Raw genomic sequence first — 20935 nt, 5'->3', positions numbered from 1 at the left:
ATAAATTTTAAGCTTTTTTAACTAGATCAGCCATCAAAAATGCAAGCTCTAAAGCCTGATCAGCATTTAGTCTTGGATCGCACTGCGTCTCGTATCTCTCTTTTAGCGAGCTTTCAGTGATGTTTAGCGCGCCACCGGTGCACTCAGTCACATCTTTGCCAGTCATCTCAAGATGCACGCCACCTGCTCTTGTGCCCTCAGCTTTATGAATTTCAAAAAAGCTTCTAACCTCGCTTAAAATTTTACTAAATTCACGAGTTTTGTAGTTGTTCGAGGCTTTAACGGTATTGCCATGCATAGGATCGATGCTATAAACGATATTTAACCCCTCGCGTTTTAGCTCTCTTAAAATTTTTGGTAAATTTTCGCCGATCTTATCAGCGCCCATTCTGATTATCACATTTAGTCTGCCAGCTTCATTTTCTGGATTTAGCTTATTTGCGAGCGCGACGACGTCTTCAGCTTTTGCACTTGGTCCGATCTTTACGCCGATAGGGTTTTTCACACCACTTAAAAAATGCACATGAGCGTCGTTTATGCCGCGCGTTCTCTCGCCTATCCAAAGCATATGAGCTGAGCAGTCATACCACTCGCCACTAAGGCTATCAACCCTAGTTAGCGCCTCTTCATAAGGCAGAAGTAGCGCCTCGTGAGATGTATAGACTGCTGTTTGATTTATCGCTGGAGTATTTGCCGAAGTGATGCCACAAGCTGCCATGAAAGATAGAGTTTTTGTTAGATCATCAGCTAGTTTTGCGTATTTCTCACCGATCTCTGGCCTTTTAACAAAGCCTAAATTCCACTTATGCACCTGATGAAGGTCAGCCAAACCTCCTCTTGAAAAGGCTCTTAAGAGGTTCATCGTAGAAGCACTTTGATAGTAGGCCTCTATCATGCGTTTTGGGTCGGCAACTCTAGCTTTTTCGTCAAATTCAAAGCCATTTATGATGTCGCCCCTATAGCTTGGCAGCTTAACGCCATTTAGCTCTTCATAGTCGCTACTTCTAGGCTTTGCAAACTGCCCTGCCACGCGGCCTACTTTGACCACTGGACAGCCACCGCCAAAGGTTAAAACTATCGCCATTTGAAGCAAGACCTTAAACATATCTCTGATATTGTTTGCGTTAAAATTTGCAAAGCTCTCAGCGCAGTCGCCACCTTGAAGCAAAAATGCCTCGCCGTTGCAAACTTTTGCAAGCTCATCTTTGAGAATTCTAGCCTCACCAGCAAATACCAAAGGCGGAAGTGCTTTTAGTTTTTCTTCAGCCTCTTTTAGCTCTTTTAAATTTGGATAAGTTGGTTGTTGCAAGATGTTAAATTCTCTCCAACTATCTCTGTTCCAAGTCATAAATTTTTCCTATCTTTTACCTTGATTTAGCGCAGATTATATCACGCAAAACTTAAAAAATAAAAGCCATTAATGGGTTATTAAAGATATTTTACATACAATCGCTACTTTAAATTTACCCAGAAAAAGAGAAGATTTTTTTCATGATAAAAGGCATTTTTTATTCGCTTTTGGCATCAGTTTTATTTAACTGCATTTACTACATGTCAGTGCTCATGAACCCCATCAGCACACAAGCTCTTATTGGATACCGCATGATCTTTGCCATGCCTTTTGTCATCGCCGCCATTTTTTTGTTAAAACAGCAGCGAAATTTCAAATTTTTACTTCTAAAAATAAAGCTAAAACCTAAAATTTTACTAGTTTTGCTTGCTACCTCGCTCATCGTCTCATTTCAGATGTGGCTCTATCTCTGGGCTCCAAGTAACGGCGCAGCGCTAAAAGTCTCGATAGGCTACCTCATCATGCCAATAGTCATGGTCCTTTTTGGACGGATATTTTTCAAAGAGCACCTCTCAAAAACAAAGTTAGCATCGATATTTTTCGCTGCCATTGGCGTCTTTAGCACAGCAGTCATTAGTGGTGGCATCTCGTGGGAGAGCGCTGTAGTTTTTTGCCTTTATCCAGTCTATTTTACCATTAGAAAGTACTACAACCTTGCAAATTTCTCAAGCTTTGTTATCGAGATAATTTTTATGTTTTTATTCTCATTTTATTTTGCGCTCACAGCCGATATGGACTACGTAATGAGCCAAAATCCAAACATCTACTATCTGCTCATCTTGCTTGGTGCTATCAGCGGCATAGCCCTCATCGCCCAGATCCTCTCAAGCACGCTCGTGCCGATAAATGTACTAGGTTTGCTTACATATTTTGAGCCTATAATGATGCTTTTTGTCTCATTTGCCATCGGCGAGAGACTGGAGAAAAGCTCATACTTTTTGATGATCTGCCTAGCCATCTCTGTCACGCTTTTGATGATAGATAGTATAAATTCTATAAAAGGCGACAAAAATACCAAGACTAAATGAGAGCCAAAAAGGCGTTATTCTCGCGCTTAGCGCCTTTTTTATGTGGGGGTTTTTGGCGGTTTATTTCAACCTATTTAGCAAAGATGTCGATGCTTATGAAATTTTAGCCCACAGGATCATCTGGTCATTTTTCTTGATGGCAGCAGTGCTTTGCATTAATGGCAAAATGGGCGAAATTTTTGCGCTTCTTAAGGATATCCGCTCGCTAAAGGCTCTATTTTTAAGCGGTATTTTTATCACCATAAACTGGGGCGTTTATGTCTATGCGGTGGGTAGCGGCAAAATTTTAGACACGAGTTTGGGTTATTTTATAAATCCATTGATAAGCATGCTTCTTGGCGTCATCATCTTTAAAGAACACCTAAGCAAAGCTGGCGCCATAGCCGTTTGCATCGTCATCGCAGCCGTCTGCGTGCAAATTTACACCAAAGGCGGTCTGCCACTTGTCTCTATCATCTTGCCACTTTCATTTGGATTTTACGCGATGGTTAGAAAGATGGCGAAGATTAGCGCATTTAATGGGCTTTTTATCGAAACATTTTTTATGTTTCCATTTGCGCTTGGCTACGTTTTATGGCTGGTTTTTCACTCGCAAAGCCACTTTGGACTAAATGAAGACTCACTTTTAATGATCGCTTCAAGCATCGTCACCATCGTGCCACTTGTCGCTTTTAACGCAGCTGCTACAAGGATAAATTTAACGACGATTGGCTATTTGCAATACATCTCACCAACCATCGCGATCCTTTGCGCGGTCTTCATTTATGGCGAAATTTTAGACGGCTATAAAGTCGTCTCATTTTGTATGATCTGGCTGGCTTTAGCGATAATTAGCGTGGATAAATTTAGAAAAAGGAGTAAAAATGAATAGCGTAACGATTTATTTGCTACTTGCGTTTTTTGCGGCGCTTATTTTATATTTTCAGATACAAAAACTAACTAAAAAGCTTGACGATGAGGGGGCGGTACCTGCCTATCAAAAGGCTGCGCAAGAGGTTTTAGAAAATTTAAGCAACGCTGAGAAATACCCTAAATTTTGCAATGTCATCTTAAAAAAGATAAATGCTCTAAGACAGGACATACTCTTTGAAGATGCGCTAAACGAGGCTAGTGACAAGGACAAAGCCCTTGATCAGCTCGAGCAGACAAGAGATAAGCTAGAAGCACTTTTGAAACAAGAAAATGCAAACTGGGAAAGCGAACTTGTTGGAATTTTAGACGAGATCGATGGCTTTGTAAAGGTAAATTTCAAAAACGGCGAAGATAGAGCCGAGGAGCTAAGAGAAGAACTAAAAAAAGAATTTGATGGGTTGTGAGAGTGGCTTTGGCATTTTAGACAAGCTCTAAATTTTACGTCTAAACTATTAAATTTTTACTCAAATTTACATTTATTAATTGAGTAAATTTAAACTCATTAGAGCCAAATTTAAAGCTTCGCTTTTAGAGCCATTATCCTCTTGTATGATGCGTCGATTCGCTCTTTGCTGATCTTTTTCTCATTTACGGCGTCAATTATAATCTGAGTGATTAGATCAGCCGTTCTTTGGTTATTTATCTTAAACTCACTAAAGAGCAAGATATCGCCACCAGCGTTTATAAATTTCACCACTTTTTGCGCTAAAGATTCGTCGCCAACGCCTTTCATCAGCATATCATCGCTGATGACTACGCCATTAAATTTAAGCTCATTTCGCAAGAGATCGGTTATTATTTTTTTAGAAAGTGTGGCTGGATTGTCATCGTCGATGCCTTTTACAAAAAGATGTCCAACCATGATGATCTGCGCTCTACCAGTGCTTATGGCGTCTTTGTATGGCAGTAGCGCGTCTTTGCTTAGCGTGACCTCACTCTTATTTTTATGTGAGTCCTCTTTTGAGCTACCATGCCCTGGAAAGTGCTTAAGTGTCGTTAAGATGCCCTGCTCTTTAAATGCGTCCATAAAAGCATCAGCGTAGATCACCACCTTGCTTGCATACTCGCTAAACGCCCTTTGCTTAGCGGCGATGATCGGTGAGTTTTCATCATGTAGATCAACCACTGGAGCGAAATTTAAATTTATGCCGCACTCTTTTAAATTTATAGCCATTTTTGAGTAGAGATCATAAGCGCTTTTGATATCAAGCGTGCTTGCGACCTCGTATGCGCTAGGATATGGACCGTCAAAGCTCTTATCCTTCATGCGGCTCACGTTGCCGCCCTCTTCGTCGATAGCGATGAAAATTTTAGAACTTTTCTCTTTGATCGCCTTTATGCTAGCTTTTAGCTGGGCTTTGCTGGTGACATTTCTGCCAAGTAGCATCACTCCGCCAAATCTCTCATACCCAGCGTCGCTTAACATCGCGCGAAACGCAGCATCTTTTGTGCTGGCTCCGTTAAAGCCAACCATTATCATCTGTGAGACCTTGGCTCTTAGGCTCACCTCTGCGCCGTTTAGCCCCAGAGCAAAAATAGCCACAAAAAGTATAAATTTAAAAGCTCTCATCTTCTTCCCAAAAGCGATTTAACGCTCTCAAAAACATCTTTGCCATTTAGCATATTTTCAACCTCACTAGCAATAGGCACATATATGCCCTTTTCTTTAGCGATCTTACTAATAGCCTTTGCGGTATCCACGCCCTCTGCCACCTCGCCAAGCTCATTTAAAATTTTCTCTAATCTCTCGTGCCTTGCGATGCCTAGACCTACGCGGTAGTTGCGCGAGAGTATCGATGAGGCGGTTAAGAAAAGATCCCCTGCGCCGCTTAGCCCCATAAATGTCTCATCTTTTGCGCCAAAAAATTTGCCAAATCTAGCCATCTCAACAAGCCCACGTGAAATGAGGCTCGCCCTTGCGTTGTTGCCAAGACCAAGTCCGTCGCAGATACCGCCAGCTATGGCGATCACGTTTTTATACGCCCCGCACACCTCAGCGCCGATCACATCATCAGAAGTGTATGCTTTCATATAGCTTGGGAAAAATGAAGCAAATTTTAAAGCTAAATTTTGGTTTTTAGAATTTACCACCAAGGCGCAAGGCAGCTTTTGCATGATCTCTTTTGCAAAGGTCGGCCCAGAAAGAAAGGCCAAATTTTCTCTATCAACAAAGTCTTCATAAATTTCATTTAGAAATTTAAGATTTGCCGTGTCTATGCCCTTGCTGGCAACTAGGATCTTTTGACCTTTGTTTTTGTAGTTTTGCTTTAACCATAAATTTGTAGCTTGCGTTGGGATCGTGCAGACTAGATATTCGCACTCCAAAGCCTTTTCTAAGCTTACAAAATTTGGCATATCTCTTGGCGTTCTTGAGCTGATGACGCACTCGTTATTTTCACTAAATGCGTGAAATAGCGCACTGCCCCACTTGCCAGCTCCGATGACTGCTATGCTCATTTTAGCCCTTTTTTAGCCTATTTTGGCCTTTAAAAGCTCATTGACCTTGCCTGGGTTAAAGGCACCCTTGCCCTCTTTCATCACCTGACCGACAAAGAAGCCAAACATCTTATCTTTGCCGTTTTTATACTCTTCTACTTTGTCGGCGTTTGCAGCTAAAATTTGATCTATGATCGCAATGATCGCTGAGTCGTCGCTCACTTGTTTTAAGCCAAGCTTTTCGATGACGCTATCTACGTCCGCATCATGCTCCATTAGATAGTCTAGCACCTCTTTTGCAGCTTTGCCGCTTATAGTGCCATCTTCTATGCGTTTTAGTAAATTTATCATCTTAGCGCTACCAACCGGGCTTGTCTCGATCGTTACGCCGTTATTTAAGCGGCCAAGAAGCTCGACTATGAGCCACGTAGTAGCAAGCTTTGGCTGAATTCCAGCGGCGATTAGCTCCTCAAAATATCTAGCCATCTCAACGCTTTGGGTTAAATTTAGCGCATCACTCTCTTTTACGCCTAGCTCGCTAACATATCTTGCGACCTTTTGCTCGGCAAGCTCTGGAATTTTGATCGCTTCGTTATACATCTCTTCTGGCACTTCAACAGGCAGCAAGTCAGGGTCAGGGAAGTACCTATACTCCGCGCTATCCTCTTTGCCACGCATCGATCTTGTCACTAAATTTGTCGTGTCAAACAGCCTTGTTTCTTGATAGACCTCTTCGTCATATTTGCCATCTTCCCACGCTGCGCTTTGGCGCTCTACCTCGTAATCAATCGCCTTTTGGATAAATTTAAATGAGTTTAGGTTTTTTATCTCAACCCTTGTGTAAAGCTTAGTGTCACCTTTTGGACGGATAGAGACGTTTGCGTCGCAGCGGAAACTACCTTCTTGCATATTTGCGTCGCTGATGTTTAAAAAGCGAAGGATCGAGTGTAGTTTTTTAAGATAAGCCACCGCCTCGTCGCTACTTCTAAGGTCTGGCTCGCTAACTATCTCAAGAAGCGGCGTGCCGGCCCTGTTTAGATCGACTAAACTCTCGTTTTCTTCGTGGATGTTCTTGCCAGCGTCCTCTTCAAGGTGCGCTCTAGTTACGCCGATACGCTTTTTAGTGCCATTTACGTCGATGATGAGCTCACCACCTTCTACGATAGGTATCTCAAACTGTGAAATTTGATATGCCTTTGGAAGGTCTGGGTAGAAGTAGTTTTTTCTATTAAAGACTGATTTTTTATTTATCTTAGCGTTTATCGCTGTGCCAAAGCTGATCGCCTTTTTAACAGCCTCTTTGTTTAGCACAGGTAGCGCTCCAGGCAGAGCTAGGCAGGTAGGACAAACGTGGGTGTTTGCCTCGTCACCAAAGCTAGTCGAGCAAGAGCAGAAAATTTTAGTTTTTGTATTAAGCTGAGTGTGAACTTCTAAACCGATAACGACTTCAAACATATTTTTACCTTTAAATTTATGCAAATTTTTAGTGCGTATTTTAGCGATACTTTCTTTTAAAATATCTAAAGGAGTGCTTTTAAGGAAATTTAAAAACACTAACAATTCGTAACATTAATGATAAAAATTTAAATTACAAATTAAATATTTTTCGTAAGAAAAAAATAATATAGCTATAATAAAAAAAGACAAAATTTTATGAAAGGAGCTTGTATGAGCGACAAAGAGAATGTTGTTTTAGAAGATGGCGAACGTATGCTATCTCCGGTTCCGATGTCCGAGCGACGCCCGACATTTAACCAGATAATGGTCTGGGTAGGTTTTGGCTACGTCGTTACTGGACTTTTCATAGGTGGCGTTCTGGCCGGTTTTGGCGGAAAGCCTGGCGTCTCACCTCAAACCGCCATTTGGGCGATCATTTTAGGTATGGGCTCGCTAAGTATCATCACTGCGTTACTTGGCATAATGGCCCAAAAAACTGGTATGAGCCTAGCTCTAGTCTCTAGGTACTCTTACGGCATGAAAGGTGCAAATTTGCCAATGATCATCATGGCACTGCTAACACTTGGCTGGTTTGCCAGCATCACTGGGATGGTCGGTCAAATTTGGGGTTCATTTATAGGCAATCCAAGTGGCGTCATCGTCTTTGACCCAGCAAATTTTGGCTACAAAGATATCGCTCCGATCACGCTTGAGGTCTTTCTTGCTTGCTTTATCTTTGGCATCATCTTCACCATCACAGCATACGTGGGCATCAAAGCTATCGAGGCTATCGCGATCCCTATAAGCCCTGTTATCTTGATCATCGCAGTCTATGTTGGCTACGAGATGTTAGCAGAAGGTGGCGGAGCTGAGGCCTTTTTAGAAAAGACCAAAAATATACAAGGTCTTGGACTTGGAAATGCCATCACTGCTGTCGTTGGTAGCTGGATAGCAGGAGCTGTTATGGGCGTTGATCTATTTAGATTTAACAAATCAGTAAAAGCTGTCATTGCAGGTGTCGTGGCTTGCTTTATACTAACAAACCCTCTTTTAAACATAGTTGGCTACATCGGCGCAGTAAGCGTTGGCCAGTTTAACTACGTAGAGTGGATGCTAACAAAGTCAGCCCTTTTAGCTATCATCGGTGTCATCGCTTGGACAGCATCGCTTTGGACTACAAATAACGCCGAGCTATACTGCAACTCGCTATATACTGGTCCGGTACTTTCAAGCATAAATTTAAACATAAATAGAAAAAAACTAGTGCTAATCGCTGGCGTAGTAGGCACTGTGCTTGGCTCATTTGCCTTTTATCAAATGTTTTTTGCGTCATTTATCACGATACTTGGCACATTTGCTCCGCCTCTTGCTGGTCCGTTAATAGCTGATTATTACATCATCAAAAAAGGAAAGTACGACATCGCTAAATTTAATAGCGAACCAGACTATCACATGGCTGGCGTTATCTCATTTGTCATAGGCGCATTGCTTGGATTTATCTTCCAGTACTATTTGCCGCTTCCATTTGACCTACCATCAGGTCTTGTAGCGTTAGTTATTACGATTATTATCTATCCGATATTTTATAAATTTTTTAACAAGGAGATGAGATGAAAAAGGTAGTTTTGAACGAATTTAGCGCAAGAGAGCTAAAGCAAAAATTTGAGGCGCACGAGATAGATAGCGCTATCACGACCTTTGGTAGCTGCGAGAGCCATGGCTGGCACCTGCCACTTGGGCCTGACCTTTTTGTGCCTGAAGAGATCGCAAAAAGAGCAGCTCTAAGACTTGGAAAGACTATCGTTGTTCCAGGCGTGCCTTTTGGTACTTCTATCCACTACAACCAATTTCCTATGTCAGTCACTCTTAGATTTGAAACCACGATAGCGATCGCTGAAGATATTTTTGAGAGCCTTATAAACAACGGCATAAAACATATCATCATCCTAAATGGCCACGACGGTAACATCCCTGCCCTTGAGATCGCCGCTAGAAAGGTAAAAGATAGACACAAAGACGCTGTTTTGGTCTTTATACCTGCTTGGTGGAATATCACAGGAGCTAGGCTAAAAGGTACATTTGACGTCTGGGACGGACTTGGTCACGGCGGAGAGGGCGAGACTTCTATAACTATGGCGGTTAAACCTGAGCTTGTAAATTTAGAGCACGCAAAGTCACAAGTACCTCATGATGTTATCGGTTTTGGCGAGTTTAGCACCATCATCTGGGATATCAAAGAGGTAACAGAGACAGGCGCAACAGGAGATAGCACAAAAGCTAGCCTAGAAAAAGGTCAAAAGATGCTTGATTGCGTGACTGACTATGTTGTAGAGATCGTTGAAAAGCTTGAAAAAATGGGCTGGAAATACGACCACAAAAAATAAATTTATGTGTGCTAGAGATAGCACACATTTTTACTGCTTAATTCTTCACTAAATTTAATACTTTATTTTTATTTTGAAATGTTGCTTGAAAGTTAAATTTGATAGATAGTAGAAATTTAAAAAAGAGAAAAGCCATATAAAAATATGGCTTTAAATTTTAATGCTCGTGCTCGCTAATAGCGACTGCGCCAGCTAGATAAACGTAAGTTAGCATCATGAAGATAAATGTTTGCAAAACAGCCATAAGTGTTAGAAGTGCAAAGGCTGGAAGTGGAGCAAACCATGGTGCAAGTGTAAGCATCGCAAGCAAGAACAAGTCATCGCCCTTGATGTTACCAAAAAGACGGAAAGAGAGCGAAACTACACGTGAAAGATGTGAGATGACTTCGACTGGGAACATAATAGGAGCTAGAAATTTATTTGGCCCCATGAAGTGTCCAAAGTATTTGAAAAAGCCATTTTCTCTAATGCCCTCAAAGTTGTAGTAAATAAATACAACCAAAGCCAAAACTAGAGTTAAATTTAAGCTTGAGCTTGGTGACTCAAAGCCAGGGATGATGCCGATGACGTTTGAGAAAAATACGATAAAGCCGATAGTTGCGACAAGTGGAAGGTATTTTCTAGCTAGCTTTTCGCTACCTAAAGTATCCTTGCCCATAGAGATAACGCCCTCTAAATAAGCCTCAACTATGTTTTGAAGGCCTCTTGGCACAAGCTGCATTTTGCTCCTTGCGATGTAAGCAACGATAAGGATGATCAAAGCTACAAGGCAAAAGTGAAACGCATAGACAAAGGCATGTGAATGGTTTAGCAAATTTGAGAATAGAAACAAATCTTTCATTGATTTACCTTAGATTTAGAATTTTGCGTGATTGTAACAAAATTATTGTTAAAACATTTTTAATTTTAAGCTTTGAAGTAGTCAAAAAGCAGTTTGCAAATGGTCGCTGCGACAACTATCAAAAACATCGTTCTAATAAATTTGACCTCTTTTTTGATGACTAAATTTGAGCCAAAATATGCTCCTAAAATTTGTCCCACAGCCATCAAAAAGCCAACTAGCCAAAGTATCTGCCCACCAGCTATAAAAACGCCAAGAGCTACGATGTTGCTGGTGAAATTTAAAGCCTTTGTGTGAGCGACCGCCTTTTTTAAATTTAGCCCAATTAAAGCCACCATCGCAAACATCCAAAACGAGCCAGCTCCTGGGCCAAAAAAGCCGTCATAAAAACCTAAAATAAGCCCAAAGATGACATAAAATAGCTTCTCATTCATCTTTGCAGCCCTATCACTTTCGCCTATTTTTGGCATAAAAAGCGTGTAGATGAAGATGGCGATTAGCAAAAATGGGATGATTATTTTTAAGAAATTTGCATTTAAAAATAAGATAAGCGTTGCGCCGATGGCAGCACCTATGAATGTAAAAACTATGCCAATAAAACACTCTTTGTAATTAATCAGCCCTTTTTTGGTGAAATTTAGCGTTGCCGTGAAGCTGCCAAATACACCTTGAAGCTTGTTTGTACCAAGGGCAAGATGAGGTGGCACGCCCATTGCCATGATAGCTGGCAGAGTGATCAGTCCGCCGCCTCCTGCGATCGCGTCGATAAAACCACCCAAAAACGCGACGACAAAAAAGACAGTGTAGCTAAGTAGGTCAAATTCCATTTTTATTCTTTGTAAATTTAAGTTAAAAAGCGGATTGTAGTTTAAAATTTTGAAATTTCATCTTAGAAACGGGGGTTAAATTTGAGCGCGAAATTTAAAAAAGCCTTTAAACATATAAATTTAAAGGCTTTTTGTAGGGGCTTTATTACTTAATAACGCCGCAAAGCATTCTAGCGCCGCCACCACCAAGTGCTTTTGGTTGGTCACTGTGGTTATCGCCACCGACGTGAACCATTAGTGAGTGATCTTTTAGCTCGTCAAGATTTTTTATCTTTGGAGCTAGCACTGGGTAGTTTGCATTGCCCTCGGCATCTACGTAAAGTGCTGGTAGATCGCCTTTGTGACCCTTATCGTCCCATGCGAATGAGTGCATTTTTGTCTCAGCTGGATCCCAGTGACCGCCCGCTTTCATACCTAGACCTTTCTCAGTCGCGCCACAATCAGCATTTTGATGAACGTGAAAGCCGTGAAGTCCTGCAGGAAGACCTTTTAAATTTGGAAAAAACGCAACGCCGTAGTTTGTCTTAACAGCTACTACTTCGCCAACGCTCTTATCGCCCTTTTCGCTTAGCTCATTAACAGGTATGACTAGATGTTCGCCGGCCTTTGGATCAAAGTGATGACCCTCGTGAGCAAAAAGCAAAGTTCCTAAAACTGCACTTAGTAAAACGATTTTTTTCATACAAGCTCCTTATGGATAAAATTGTATGACAAGTCTATCCTAAATTTAAAAATTTAGCAATAATTTTTATTTTTTGAGATTTTTTACGATGGTTTCTAGCTCTTTGCTCTGCCCTATCCTATAAAGCGCAAAGTCGTATTTTATCGGGTCAAGCTCGTCAAATTCTCTAAGTTTTTTTGTAAGCTCCATGACCGCTTTGAAGTCGTAGCTCTTTCTATTTATAAGCCCTAAATTTAACGAAACCCTATGCGTATGCACGTCAAGTGGCATCAAAAGTCTATCTTTTGGCAAATTTTTAAATAGCCCAAGATCGATGTCGCTATCTCGCACCATCCAGCGAAGATACATGTTATAGCGTTTATATGGACTTTGCGGCTCTTTCTCAAAACTCTTGCCAAAGAAAAACTCATATCCGTCTGAGCGGTAAGAATTTAGCCCATAAATAAATTTAATAAGCTCATTTACGCCCTCTATCATCTCGCCGTTTTTTGCAAGACCTTGGCGCAAAATTTCTTCTATGTCAGCCTCTTTTTTCAGGCGTGAAAGTGTGATGAAAATTTCTTTTACGTCATTTTCATTTTGAAAGCGGTATTTGAAATTTGACAGATTTTTTTTGATATTTTGCTCGCTCTCATCAAGTAGGCTAAATTCAAGCGAATTTAGAAATTTAACTATCATTTTTGCGTTGCCATAAGCAAATAACGCACAAACGAGAGCTATGTTTGGCTCTTTAAATTTAGTAGCTACTTGAAGTGGGTCCGGGGCGTCAAATAGCCCCGAATTTGTATTTTTACTAATTACGTGTGAGTCTAAAAGGCTCTTTAGATCGCTCATTGTTTTAGTGAAAGAAGCGTGTCAAGCATCTGATCAACTGTCGTGATGATCTTTGCTGCTGCGCCGTAGCTTGCTTGAAAGCGGATCAAGTTTGTAAGCTCTTCGTTGGTATCTACGCCACTTGTTGATTGAAACTCCTCTTCAGCAGTCCTTTGCAAAGATGTATTTGTGTCGTGGATGGTATTGTTCGCCTCGGTATCGCTCGCCATATCGGTCGTAAAATAACGATAATATCCCTCGATCGTCTCATCTCTATCAAGCGCAGTGCCACTTGAGTAAAATGTCTGCTTTTGGTACTGAAGTTGGATCATCTTGTTTGCAACTTCGTTGTTACCCACGACTGGCTTTGAGTAGGCACGAAGCTTTGTATGATCTTGGGTGAAATTTTGATTGATGCCTATTGTATTTGAGTTTGTGCCAGAGAAAAATCTGTTGATACCAACAACGCCTGGGAAATTTGTGCCGTGATCGACTATTGAGATGCTATAAAGCCCTTGAGCTTGCTTTGGTATGAGCGCAAATGTGCCTTGATGCGTGTTTTTATCATAAAAATACGACGCTTCAAAAAAGTCATCAACGTCATTTAGCATGTTATTATCGTTGTTATCGTCTGAATTTGAGTTAAAATCCTGCACAACAGAGTTGCCGTATTTTGTATCGTTCATCGTCGTAGTGCCGTTTATCTCGATGGTCTTTTTGGCTACGACATTACCCTTGTTGTCATAAACGATAGCATCAAAACTGCCGTTTCTTATGCTGTTGTCGTGGTTCATCAGCGTCTTGTCGTTTTCTAGGTAGCTGATCGGATCTGAGTTTGAAATTTCAACCGCAGACTCGGCATAGACGTTGTTTGTGCTAGTTATTAAAGTTTTTGAAAATGTATTTAGATTGTCGATATATTTTTGGATGATACCATCGCTAAATTTATCATTATCTGGCTCGTAGTTGCGACCTCTAAGATCAAGCGCAGCACCTATCTTGCCATTTGTGATCTTCTCCTCCATAGGGATGCGTCTGCCATCTTCTCTTTCATAATAAATTTTCGTGTATTGCCCACTCTCAGTTGAGCTCATAGAAATTTCATGAAAATTTACGCCATCAACGATGCTCACACCGCCGATATTTAGGTTGTAGTATCTTCCTTGATCGCTTATGCCTGTATCTATCCTTGACTCGCTTTTTAGATCGCTTTTATAAACTGCTGTATTTACCAGCTTTGACATAGCAAGCTCTAGCTCATCGCGCTTATCACGAAGGTCGTTTGCATTTATCTTGATGCCAGCGTCTGCGCCAGATTCAACTCTTTGAATTTGCTTGTTGATATTTGCTATTTGCTTGCCAAGTGAGTTTATCTCATTTATATTTATCTTTATAGTCTCATCTATCTGCGTGTGCATATCATAAAGCATCTTTGATGAGCGGTTGATGCTAGCTGTTAAAACGCTAGCTTTGTTTATCAAATTTACCTTTTGAGCTCCCTCGTCTGGATTTGAAGCAAAGTTGTTCCACGCAGCAAAATACTCCTGTATATCTTTTACCATGCCGTTATCTTTTAGGTCTGGAAAGTATTTTGTAGCCTCTTGTAAAATTCTCTGTTTGTAGCCTGTATTTTCTAAATTTGATGATGAATATTTTAGTCTTGAATAGGCAAACTCGTCGTGAAGTCTTGTCACGGTATCTACTTGCGTACCTGTGCCAACGCCACCAGGGACAGTGTTCATCGCTGGAGATGCTGACTGGACTACACGCTGCCTTGTGTAGTAGTTACTATCGGCGTTTGTGATGTTGTTTCCAGTTGTGCTTATTTGCACCTGGGCTGCATTTAGCCCTGAAACGCCTGTGCCTAATGACATAAAGATATTAGCCATTTGTTAAACCCTTGATTTATAAAAATTATTATCTGTGCCGCTGCCGTCTTGGCCATACTCATTTACCTGAGTGCCAAAGACTTTTTTGCTAAGCGAGTCGAAAAACTCCTTAACAACAACGACGTGTCTTGCATATTCTTTATTTACTTTATGCAAAATTTCAAGCTTTGAACGCATAAGCACTAGCTTTGACTTCACTTCATCATCTAAAACGTTTGCAAGTGTCGTAGTGCCACTCTCTTTTGAAACCCTTAGTAGCTCTTTATCCAAAGCTCTTTTGGTATCTTCAAAAGCGCGCACGAGAGCATTTTTCTTCTTCACACTCTCATCAACGCTTGAGTGCTTTGCCTCTTTTATGTTGGCGATATCTTGCATCGTTAAATTTATAAGCTCGTCTAGCTCGCCTATGGCCTCGTCCAAAAGCTTCTTTATCATTTAAATTCCTTTAAATTTACAGCAACGCATCAGCCACAGCTTTTGCTGTTTTAGAGATATCTACCTGATAGGTGCCATTTGCTATTGCATCAGCTATCTCTTTTACCTTTGCGTTTTCGTTTGTTTTTACTTCTTTGTTTTCATTTTCAACTCTAGCATCGCTATTTTTATTTAGCGTATTTGCCTGGTAGTTTGGTCTTTGGTTCAAAGGAGTTATCATATCCATACCTCTTAAAATAAAATGTTTATATCACTACATCGGCAAAATATAAATTTACTTAAGAGTCTCTCTTCAAAAAATCGTATAAAAGTTCTGAAAAACCTAAATTTCCACTCAAAGCTTTGCTCATAGCGTCGTTATACATAGACCTGTAAATGTCGCTGCCAGCGGCTTTTGGATAGAGTGAGTTCTTATCATCTTCTTTTAAAGCGATATCAAGAACAGCTTTTACCATAAATGCTTCAAAAGCATCAGTTTGCTCTTTCAAAAGTGCATCTTGTTTGGCATTTGCATTTTTTATCTTGTTTGCTGAGATGTCACTATATGAATTTAGTGCTAGGGTGTTGTCTATTTGCATTATATTATCTCCAGATCGACTTGTATCGCGCCAACTCGTTTTAAATTTTCAAGTATAGAGATGATGTCACTTGGTGTTGCTCCAAGCTTGTTTAGCGCTCTTGTTACGTTTGCAACGGTTGTTTTCTCGCCTGAAATTTTAAGTAAATTTTGACTAGGAGCCACCGAGGTGTCGCTACCTATATTTACATCATTTTGTGCCGCCTCTTCGTAGCTGTTTGGCTCTATCTTTATAGTTATAGCGCCGTGAGTTATCACGACTGGACTAACTACCGCGTTTATACCGCTAATTATCGTGCCAGTTCTCTCATCAACTACGATCTTCTCATCTGGCTTATACTCCACATCAAGATCAAGCACAGCGCTTGCAAGCTCGATGATGCTAACATCATCTGGCTTTTTAACGATAACCGTTCTTGGATCGATCGCCTTTGCAGTATCGTCTGAAATGTTTGCATTTATGGCGTTTTGGATATCAAGAGCGGTTTTAAAATTTGTATCTTTTAGGCTTAGTTTTATGCTATCTTGGTTGTAGATATCGTAAGTGACCTCGCGCTCCACAAGGGCGCCATTTAAGATAGTGCCAACGGTTGGGTGATTGCCGCCACTTCTGCCTGCGCTCTTGCCACCGATACTTAGAGGTCCTTGAGCTAAAGCGTAGATATCGCCATCAACGCCTTTTAGCGGAGTCATAAGAAGAGTGCCACCTTGTAAGCTTTTTGCATCGCCGATAGACGAGATCTCTATATCAAGCTTGTCGCCATGCCTTGCAAATGCAGGCAATTTTGCTGTCACCATAACAGCGGCTGCGTTTTTTGACTTGATATCATCTGGATTTATCTTGACATTTACGCCTTGAAGCATGTTTGATAGCGACTGGATCGTAAATTTTGACGTTGAGCCGTCCCCTGTGCCGTTTAGTCCGACGACTAAACCATAGCCTATTAGCTGGTTGTCCCTTACGCCAACGATGTTTGCAAGCTCTTTTATCTGCGTAGCAAAGGCTGAAGTAGCTATCACTGAAGCTGCTACAAAAGATAAAAATTTATTCATATTTTTTCCTAAAATTTAGCTATTTTAGGTTTTTAAAGCAAAAGATGTTCCAAAATTTACTGAAAATAAGAGAGAGAAGTGGCTCCAAATTTTTTAAATTTAACAAGCTTATACGCAGAAATTTCATCGCCAAATTTAAAGTCGCTGTTATGCTCAAAAACTATCATATAAATTTTCTCTTTTTTTAGTTGCGAGATCAAATTTACAAGCTTTTCGTAGATATCATCAAAGCCAGCTCTTATGTCAAATGGCGGATCAAGATAGAGCAAAACCTTGCCATTTTGCGAATTTACAAGATCAGGCAAGAGCGAAAAGCTGTCGCCATTTATCGCTTTTAAATTTGGACTTTGCAGGCTTGCAAGGTTGCTTTGCGTGATCTTAAAAGCAGCCCTATCTTTTTCGATCGCGATAGCCTCGCGCGCTCCGTTACTAACAGCCTCGCTTGCCATCACGCCACTTCCGCCAAAGCCCTCTATAAATGTAAGTGAGCAAATTTCATCTCTAATGACGTTAAAAAAGGACTCTTTTACAATGCTTTTTGTGCTTCTTGTCGTGCTTAGACTTGGTAGTTCAAGCCTTTTGCCTTTAAATTTACCACTTGAAATTTTGGTATAAAGCTTCACTGATTTGCCCTTAAAATTTCAAGCAGATCAGCTTTAAATTTATCTATCAAATTTGAGACTTTTTGCTCCAAACTCTTTTCATTTACTATCTGATCTGGCTCTTTTGCCTTTGAAATTTGCGTGGCTGAGTAAAACTCCTCGAGCGTATCAATAAGAGTGGCTCTTGTGAATGGATGAGAAAGATGAGCGTTCTTACCTATTATAAATAGCGGTTTTTTTGTGACGATCTCTCGGTCACTTACTACAAAATCACAATCCTTATGATGAGCGGCTAAATTTCCACAAAAAAGCAGCAAAGTCTTTTGCAGCAAAATGCAGTCGCATTCAAATGAAATTTTCATATCCCGTCCTATAAATTTTGCTAGATTTTAACCTAAATAATCAAAAATTTATATAAATACTAAAGGAATTTAAAATTTTACCGATGTAGGAGCTAGCGTAAGTTTTAAGGAGTAAAACTATGGAAATTTTCAAAGCAGCGGCAAATCAAACACTTGATGCAAACATGAGCACGTCGACTCAGCGTCAGATAGACAGCAGACCTATCGAGCACTCTGATGTCAAAGTAAATGCCGACAAAAACGGCAAATCAAAGGATGCTAACGAGCTTGACGGACTTAGCAACGAGGATCTTGCTAAAAAGACAAGAGAGGTTACTGATAGGCTAAACTATCAGATGCAGCAGCTCGATACCAATGTAAGATTTGCTTACAACGAGAAGTTAAATTTAATGGTAGTGCAAGTAAAAGACGCCAAAACAGGCGAAGAGATAACACAGCTTCCGAGCAAAGAAGCTATAAAAATCAGCGAGTATTTCAAAGAAAGTATCGGAATACTTTTTGACAAGGAGAGTTAAAAATGGCAGTAGGTAACGTAACAAATTTAGGCATCGGTACAAAAAATAGCGGCCTAAACGATGAGCTTATCAAGAAACTAAAAGAGGCTGATGAGGCTGGACAGATCAAACCACTTACAACAAGGCTAGAGAAAAACGAGCTTAAGCAAAAGGACCTTGCAGCTCTAAAAACTCTTGTTAGTAACGTAAATGTTAGTGGTAAAACACTTGGTGGCGAGGCACTTTATCTAAAAAGAAATACAAATAACGCCGGCAAAAGCGTCACAGCTTCTGCTGCAAACGGCGTTAGCGTACAAAGCTTTAGTATCGATGTGCAAAAACTTGCTCAAAAAGATACATTTCAAAGCAAAAATTTCAAAAATTCTTCAAGCATGGTGGGTGCGACAAATACTGGCTCATTTGATGTTGAGATCGACGGACAAAAATTCTCTATCGGCGTGACAAGATCGACAACGTATCAAGATATCGTTGATAAGATAAATGATGTAAGTGGCGGTAAATTGCAAGCTAGAATTTTAAATGTTGGTGGCGATAAGCCAAATCAAATAATGCTTCAATCAGGCAGCACTGGCGCTACGCAGACTATTAAATTTTCAAACGACACTGCTGGCGTTTTAGACAAGCTTGGCTGGGATGATACACAGTTTCAAGATACAGACGAGCACGGCACTGCACTAACAAATCCTGATGGCACGCCAAAGATGACATCAAATTTGGAGAAAAATAGAATTCTAAAAGCGCAAGATGCAGAATTTACATATAACGGCGTAAATATCAAAAGAAGCAAAAATAGCTTTGATGATCTAAGACCTGGCGTAAATATCACGCTAAATGAGACTGGCAAGACAAACGTAAGCATCTCTCAAAACACTGAAGAGGTCGTAAAAGCGGTTGAAGAGTTTATAAAAGACTACAACCTAATGACCATGAACCTTGAGATCGCTACAAAATATGACGAAGAAAAAGGCGCTGGTACTTTTCAAGGTGTAAGTGAAATTTCAAGCCTTAGATCAAACATCGGACGTCTAGTAAATGGTCAAGATAGCGAAGGCAAAGCGTTAAGTAAATTTGGCATAGTGCCAGATAAAGACGGTCAGCTTCAGCTTGATCTAAATAAATTTAATGCAGCTCTTAGCAAAGATCCAGAAGAAATTCAGAAATTTTTCATGGGTTCAAGCAAGACTGAGCCAATAAGCTACATGGGTAACTCAACCGTAAGCGCAGGTGCGTTAAATATCCAGGCTGGCGATCTAACGATAAACGGCAAGTCAGTTATATTTTCAACAGCAGCTGGCGGAACGGCTGAAGATAACGCTCTAAAACTTCAACAAGCTATCAATGACGCTGGCATCGACGGAGTCACAGCTAGTCTTGATCAAAGCGGCAAGAGGATCATCTTAAAAAGAAGTGATGGCGAAAATATCGAGGTAAAAGGCAAAGCTTCTGCACTAGCAACTCTTGGTATGAGCGAAGCCACCGTAAATCCAGTGACTAAAAAAACTGATGGTCTTTTTACAAAGCTAGCTAAGATGCTTGATGGTGCTGTTGGCAAAGAAGGTACGATGATCGCTATGCAAAATCAGCTAAAAGACGAGAGTGAGTCTATCACTAAAAATAAAGAGAGCACTCAAAAGCTTTTAGATGAAAAATATACAACGATGCAAGAGCGCTTCATCAAGTATAACGCTATCATTGCTAGTTTGGAAAATCAGTTTGCTACACTAAAATCAATGATAGATGCTGAGCTAAACAATAAGAACTAAGAGAGAAAAATGAATCAAAGTGCATATAGTGCATACGCACAGTCGAGTTTCGGGGGCATCGAGTCTCCGACTAAATTAATAGAAATGCTTTATGACGGAATTTTGAAATTTATATTTCGCACCAAAAAAGCGATAGAAGCTGGAGATATAGAGAAAAAAGTCTATTATATAAACAGAGCAAACGCTATCTTTGTCGAGCTTTTAAACTCGCTTGATTATTCTCAAGGTGACGTGGCTCACTATCTTAGCGGCCTTTATACAAGACAGATGCAGCTTCTTGCTATGGCAAATATCCAAAACGATATTAATGCACTAAATGAAGTAACAAATGTCGTAAAGCAGTTATCAGAAGCATGGAGGGAGGTAACATCAGGTGAATAGCTGGATCAATGAATTTAAGCTAGCGTTAATAAACGAAGATACAAGAAAGCTAGCTGCACTATCACAAAGCTTTAGCGAAGATATGTTTAAAAGCTTAGCTTCAGCTCAAGAAGCACAAGCGCTAATCGGCGGTGCGATAGAGCTTTTTAAAACCAAATCTTCACACATCCAAAACGAGCTTACAAAACTACAAAAAGCTCAAAAATACGTAAAAAACTAATCTAATCTCAAACTTTCAAGGCACGGCATATTTGCCGGTTTTGTCTTGAAAATCTTTCAAATTTACCAACTGCTAATTACTTGAAATTTACTCTAAATTTAAACAAAGGCACGGCGTTAAGCCGAGTTCTGTCTTGAGCGATCATTTATCTACGCTTGCTTTTACAAACAAGCTCTAGCGAAGGGTTTTAATATAAGACCAAAACCATCCCTTCTTACTGCAAGTTGGGTTTATATGGCCACGCAAGTTACCAAGCGTGCCGGTGGGCTCTTACCCCGCCGTTTCACCTTTACCGCCAAGGCGGAAGTTTGCTTTCTGTTACACTATCCCTTAGGTTTCCCTAGCCATCCGTTAGATGGAACTTTGTCTTATCGCAGCTCGGACTTTCCTCTTTTGCAAGATGCAAAAGCGACCGCTTACCGTGCCA

Annotated in this window: 24 protein-coding genes and 1 other RNA gene; 9 read left to right on the top strand and 16 right to left on the bottom strand. The window is 40.5% G+C overall.

What is annotated here, in order from left to right; all coding sequences use genetic code 11:
* Positions 1 to 7: 7 nt before the first annotated feature.
* On the bottom strand, positions 8 to 1348 hold the full coding sequence (locus F3G98_RS04885; RefSeq protein WP_103608291.1) for a class II 3-deoxy-7-phosphoheptulonate synthase: 1341 nt from the start codon (positions 1346 to 1348) through the stop codon (positions 8 to 10).
* 143 nt (positions 1349 to 1491) lie between these two features.
* Between F3G98_RS04885 and rarD (F3G98_RS04880) the strand changes: the two genes are divergently transcribed.
* The 3 genes from rarD (F3G98_RS04880) to F3G98_RS04870 are packed head-to-tail and all read left to right on the top strand — an operon-like array spanning position 1492 to position 3695.
* Positions 1492 to 2379, top strand: a complete 888-nt coding sequence (gene rarD / locus F3G98_RS04880; protein WP_009293763.1) for an EamA family transporter RarD — start codon at positions 1492 to 1494, stop codon at positions 2377 to 2379.
* Positions 2363 to 3250 (top strand): EamA family transporter RarD, encoded by an 888-nt coding sequence (gene rarD, locus F3G98_RS04875; RefSeq protein ID WP_103608292.1) that lies wholly within the window; start codon positions 2363 to 2365, stop codon positions 3248 to 3250. The genes rarD (F3G98_RS04880) and rarD (F3G98_RS04875) overlap by 17 nt, the downstream gene beginning before the upstream one ends.
* Entirely contained in the window at positions 3243 to 3695 is a 453-nt protein-coding gene (locus F3G98_RS04870; protein WP_103608293.1) for an aryl-sulfate sulfotransferase, read from the top strand. Before rarD (F3G98_RS04875) ends, F3G98_RS04870 begins: the two co-directional genes overlap by 8 nt.
* A 110-nt stretch (positions 3696 to 3805) precedes the next feature.
* Here F3G98_RS04870 and F3G98_RS04865 read toward each other — a convergent pair whose 3' ends face one another.
* Genes F3G98_RS04865 through gatB form a run of 3 tightly spaced genes read right to left on the bottom strand, consistent with a single transcriptional unit; the run spans position 3806 to position 7182 of the window.
* Positions 3806 to 4861, bottom strand: a complete 1056-nt coding sequence (locus F3G98_RS04865) for a glycoside hydrolase family 3 N-terminal domain-containing protein (protein ID WP_103590936.1) — start codon at positions 4859 to 4861, stop codon at positions 3806 to 3808.
* Positions 4858 to 5748, bottom strand: a complete 891-nt coding sequence (locus tag F3G98_RS04860; protein ID WP_149725825.1) for an NAD(P)H-dependent glycerol-3-phosphate dehydrogenase — start codon at positions 5746 to 5748, stop codon at positions 4858 to 4860. The genes F3G98_RS04865 and F3G98_RS04860 overlap by 4 nt, the downstream gene beginning before the upstream one ends.
* Before the next feature lie 12 nt (positions 5749 to 5760).
* Positions 5761 to 7182 carry an Asp-tRNA(Asn)/Glu-tRNA(Gln) amidotransferase subunit GatB gene (gene gatB / locus F3G98_RS04855; RefSeq protein WP_103610122.1) on the bottom strand — a complete coding sequence of 474 codons (1422 nt, stop codon included), beginning with the start codon at positions 7180 to 7182 and terminating at the stop codon, positions 5761 to 5763.
* Positions 7183 to 7395: 213 nt separating this feature from the next.
* On the opposite strand from gatB, the gene F3G98_RS04850 reads away from it, so the two are divergent.
* Positions 7396 to 8778, top strand: coding sequence for a purine-cytosine permease family protein (locus F3G98_RS04850; RefSeq protein ID WP_103598170.1), 1383 nt, complete (start codon positions 7396 to 7398; stop codon positions 8776 to 8778).
* Positions 8775 to 9548: a creatininase family protein gene (locus tag F3G98_RS04845; RefSeq protein WP_103608295.1), complete on the top strand. Its 774-nt coding sequence runs from the start codon at positions 8775 to 8777 to the stop codon at positions 9546 to 9548. Before F3G98_RS04850 ends, F3G98_RS04845 begins: the two co-directional genes overlap by 4 nt.
* Before the next feature lie 157 nt (positions 9549 to 9705).
* On the opposite strand, the gene F3G98_RS04840 is transcribed toward F3G98_RS04845, so the two are convergent.
* The 11 genes from F3G98_RS04840 to F3G98_RS04790 form a co-directional block, all read right to left on the bottom strand.
* Positions 9706 to 10389 (bottom strand): F0F1 ATP synthase subunit A, encoded by a 684-nt coding sequence (locus F3G98_RS04840; RefSeq protein ID WP_002942300.1) that lies wholly within the window; start codon positions 10387 to 10389, stop codon positions 9706 to 9708.
* A 65-nt stretch (positions 10390 to 10454) separates the two neighbouring features.
* On the bottom strand, positions 10455 to 11216 hold the full coding sequence (locus F3G98_RS04835; RefSeq protein ID WP_103608296.1) for a TSUP family transporter: 762 nt from the start codon (positions 11214 to 11216) through the stop codon (positions 10455 to 10457).
* A 145-nt stretch (positions 11217 to 11361) separates the two neighbouring features.
* Entirely contained in the window at positions 11362 to 11898 is a 537-nt protein-coding gene (locus F3G98_RS04830; protein WP_103608297.1) for a superoxide dismutase family protein, read from the bottom strand.
* A gap of 66 nt (positions 11899 to 11964) precedes the next feature.
* Entirely contained in the window at positions 11965 to 12732 is a 768-nt protein-coding gene (locus F3G98_RS04825) for a TIGR02757 family protein (protein ID WP_149725824.1), read from the bottom strand.
* A complete protein-coding gene (gene flgK / locus F3G98_RS04820; protein ID WP_002942291.1) occupies positions 12729 to 14600 on the bottom strand; it encodes a flagellar hook-associated protein FlgK in 1872 nt (623 codons plus the stop codon). Before flgK ends, F3G98_RS04825 begins: the two co-directional genes overlap by 4 nt.
* A 3-nt stretch (positions 14601 to 14603) precedes the next feature.
* Positions 14604 to 15035, bottom strand: coding sequence for a flagellar export chaperone FlgN (locus tag F3G98_RS04815; protein WP_107915541.1), 432 nt, complete (start codon positions 15033 to 15035; stop codon positions 14604 to 14606).
* A 16-nt stretch (positions 15036 to 15051) separates the two neighbouring features.
* Positions 15052 to 15255: a flagellar biosynthesis anti-sigma factor FlgM gene (locus F3G98_RS04810; protein WP_035142939.1), complete on the bottom strand. Its 204-nt coding sequence runs from the start codon at positions 15253 to 15255 to the stop codon at positions 15052 to 15054.
* Positions 15256 to 15313: 58 nt separating this feature from the next.
* Positions 15314 to 15613, bottom strand: a complete 300-nt coding sequence (locus tag F3G98_RS04805; RefSeq protein WP_012001656.1) for a rod-binding protein — start codon at positions 15611 to 15613, stop codon at positions 15314 to 15316.
* The gene (locus F3G98_RS04800) at positions 15613 to 16665 is read right to left on the bottom strand and encodes a flagellar basal body P-ring protein FlgI (RefSeq protein ID WP_149725823.1); all 1053 of its coding nucleotides are present in this window, start codon (positions 16663 to 16665) and stop codon (positions 15613 to 15615) included. Before F3G98_RS04800 ends, F3G98_RS04805 begins: the two co-directional genes overlap by 1 nt.
* Positions 16666 to 16721: 56 nt before the next feature.
* Positions 16722 to 17288: a 16S rRNA (guanine(966)-N(2))-methyltransferase RsmD gene (gene rsmD, locus F3G98_RS04795; protein ID WP_149725822.1), complete on the bottom strand. Its 567-nt coding sequence runs from the start codon at positions 17286 to 17288 to the stop codon at positions 16722 to 16724.
* Positions 17285 to 17629: an ornithine carbamoyltransferase gene (locus F3G98_RS04790; RefSeq protein ID WP_103568464.1), complete on the bottom strand. Its 345-nt coding sequence runs from the start codon at positions 17627 to 17629 to the stop codon at positions 17285 to 17287. Before F3G98_RS04790 ends, rsmD begins: the two co-directional genes overlap by 4 nt.
* Before the next feature lie 119 nt (positions 17630 to 17748).
* Here F3G98_RS04790 and flaG point away from each other — a divergent pair, with 119 nt between their 5' ends.
* From flaG to F3G98_RS04770, 4 genes are read left to right on the top strand one after another with little or no spacing between them, the layout of a single operon-like run.
* The gene (flaG, locus tag F3G98_RS04785) at positions 17749 to 18144 is read left to right on the top strand and encodes a flagella length regulator FlaG (RefSeq protein ID WP_103617998.1); all 396 of its coding nucleotides are present in this window, start codon (positions 17749 to 17751) and stop codon (positions 18142 to 18144) included.
* A gap of 2 nt (positions 18145 to 18146) precedes the next feature.
* The gene (gene fliD / locus F3G98_RS04780; RefSeq protein WP_107969816.1) at positions 18147 to 19907 is read left to right on the top strand and encodes a flagellar filament capping protein FliD; all 1761 of its coding nucleotides are present in this window, start codon (positions 18147 to 18149) and stop codon (positions 19905 to 19907) included.
* A 9-nt stretch (positions 19908 to 19916) separates the two neighbouring features.
* Positions 19917 to 20288: a flagellar export chaperone FliS gene (fliS, locus tag F3G98_RS04775; RefSeq protein WP_009293744.1), complete on the top strand. Its 372-nt coding sequence runs from the start codon at positions 19917 to 19919 to the stop codon at positions 20286 to 20288.
* Entirely contained in the window at positions 20281 to 20508 is a 228-nt protein-coding gene (locus tag F3G98_RS04770; protein WP_021085119.1) for a hypothetical protein, read from the top strand. The genes fliS and F3G98_RS04770 overlap by 8 nt, the downstream gene beginning before the upstream one ends.
* A gap of 101 nt (positions 20509 to 20609) precedes the next feature.
* Here F3G98_RS04770 and rnpB read toward each other — a convergent pair.
* Positions 20610 to 20935, bottom strand: an RNA gene (rnpB, locus tag F3G98_RS04765) — RNase P RNA component class A.

The organism is Campylobacter concisus, from assembly GCF_902460895.1.
GTDB classification, from domain to species: domain Bacteria; phylum Campylobacterota; class Campylobacteria; order Campylobacterales; family Campylobacteraceae; genus Campylobacter_A; species Campylobacter_A concisus_BC.
Note: the sequence above shows the minus strand (reverse complement) of the source record. Positions and strands in the feature narration are given on the sequence as shown.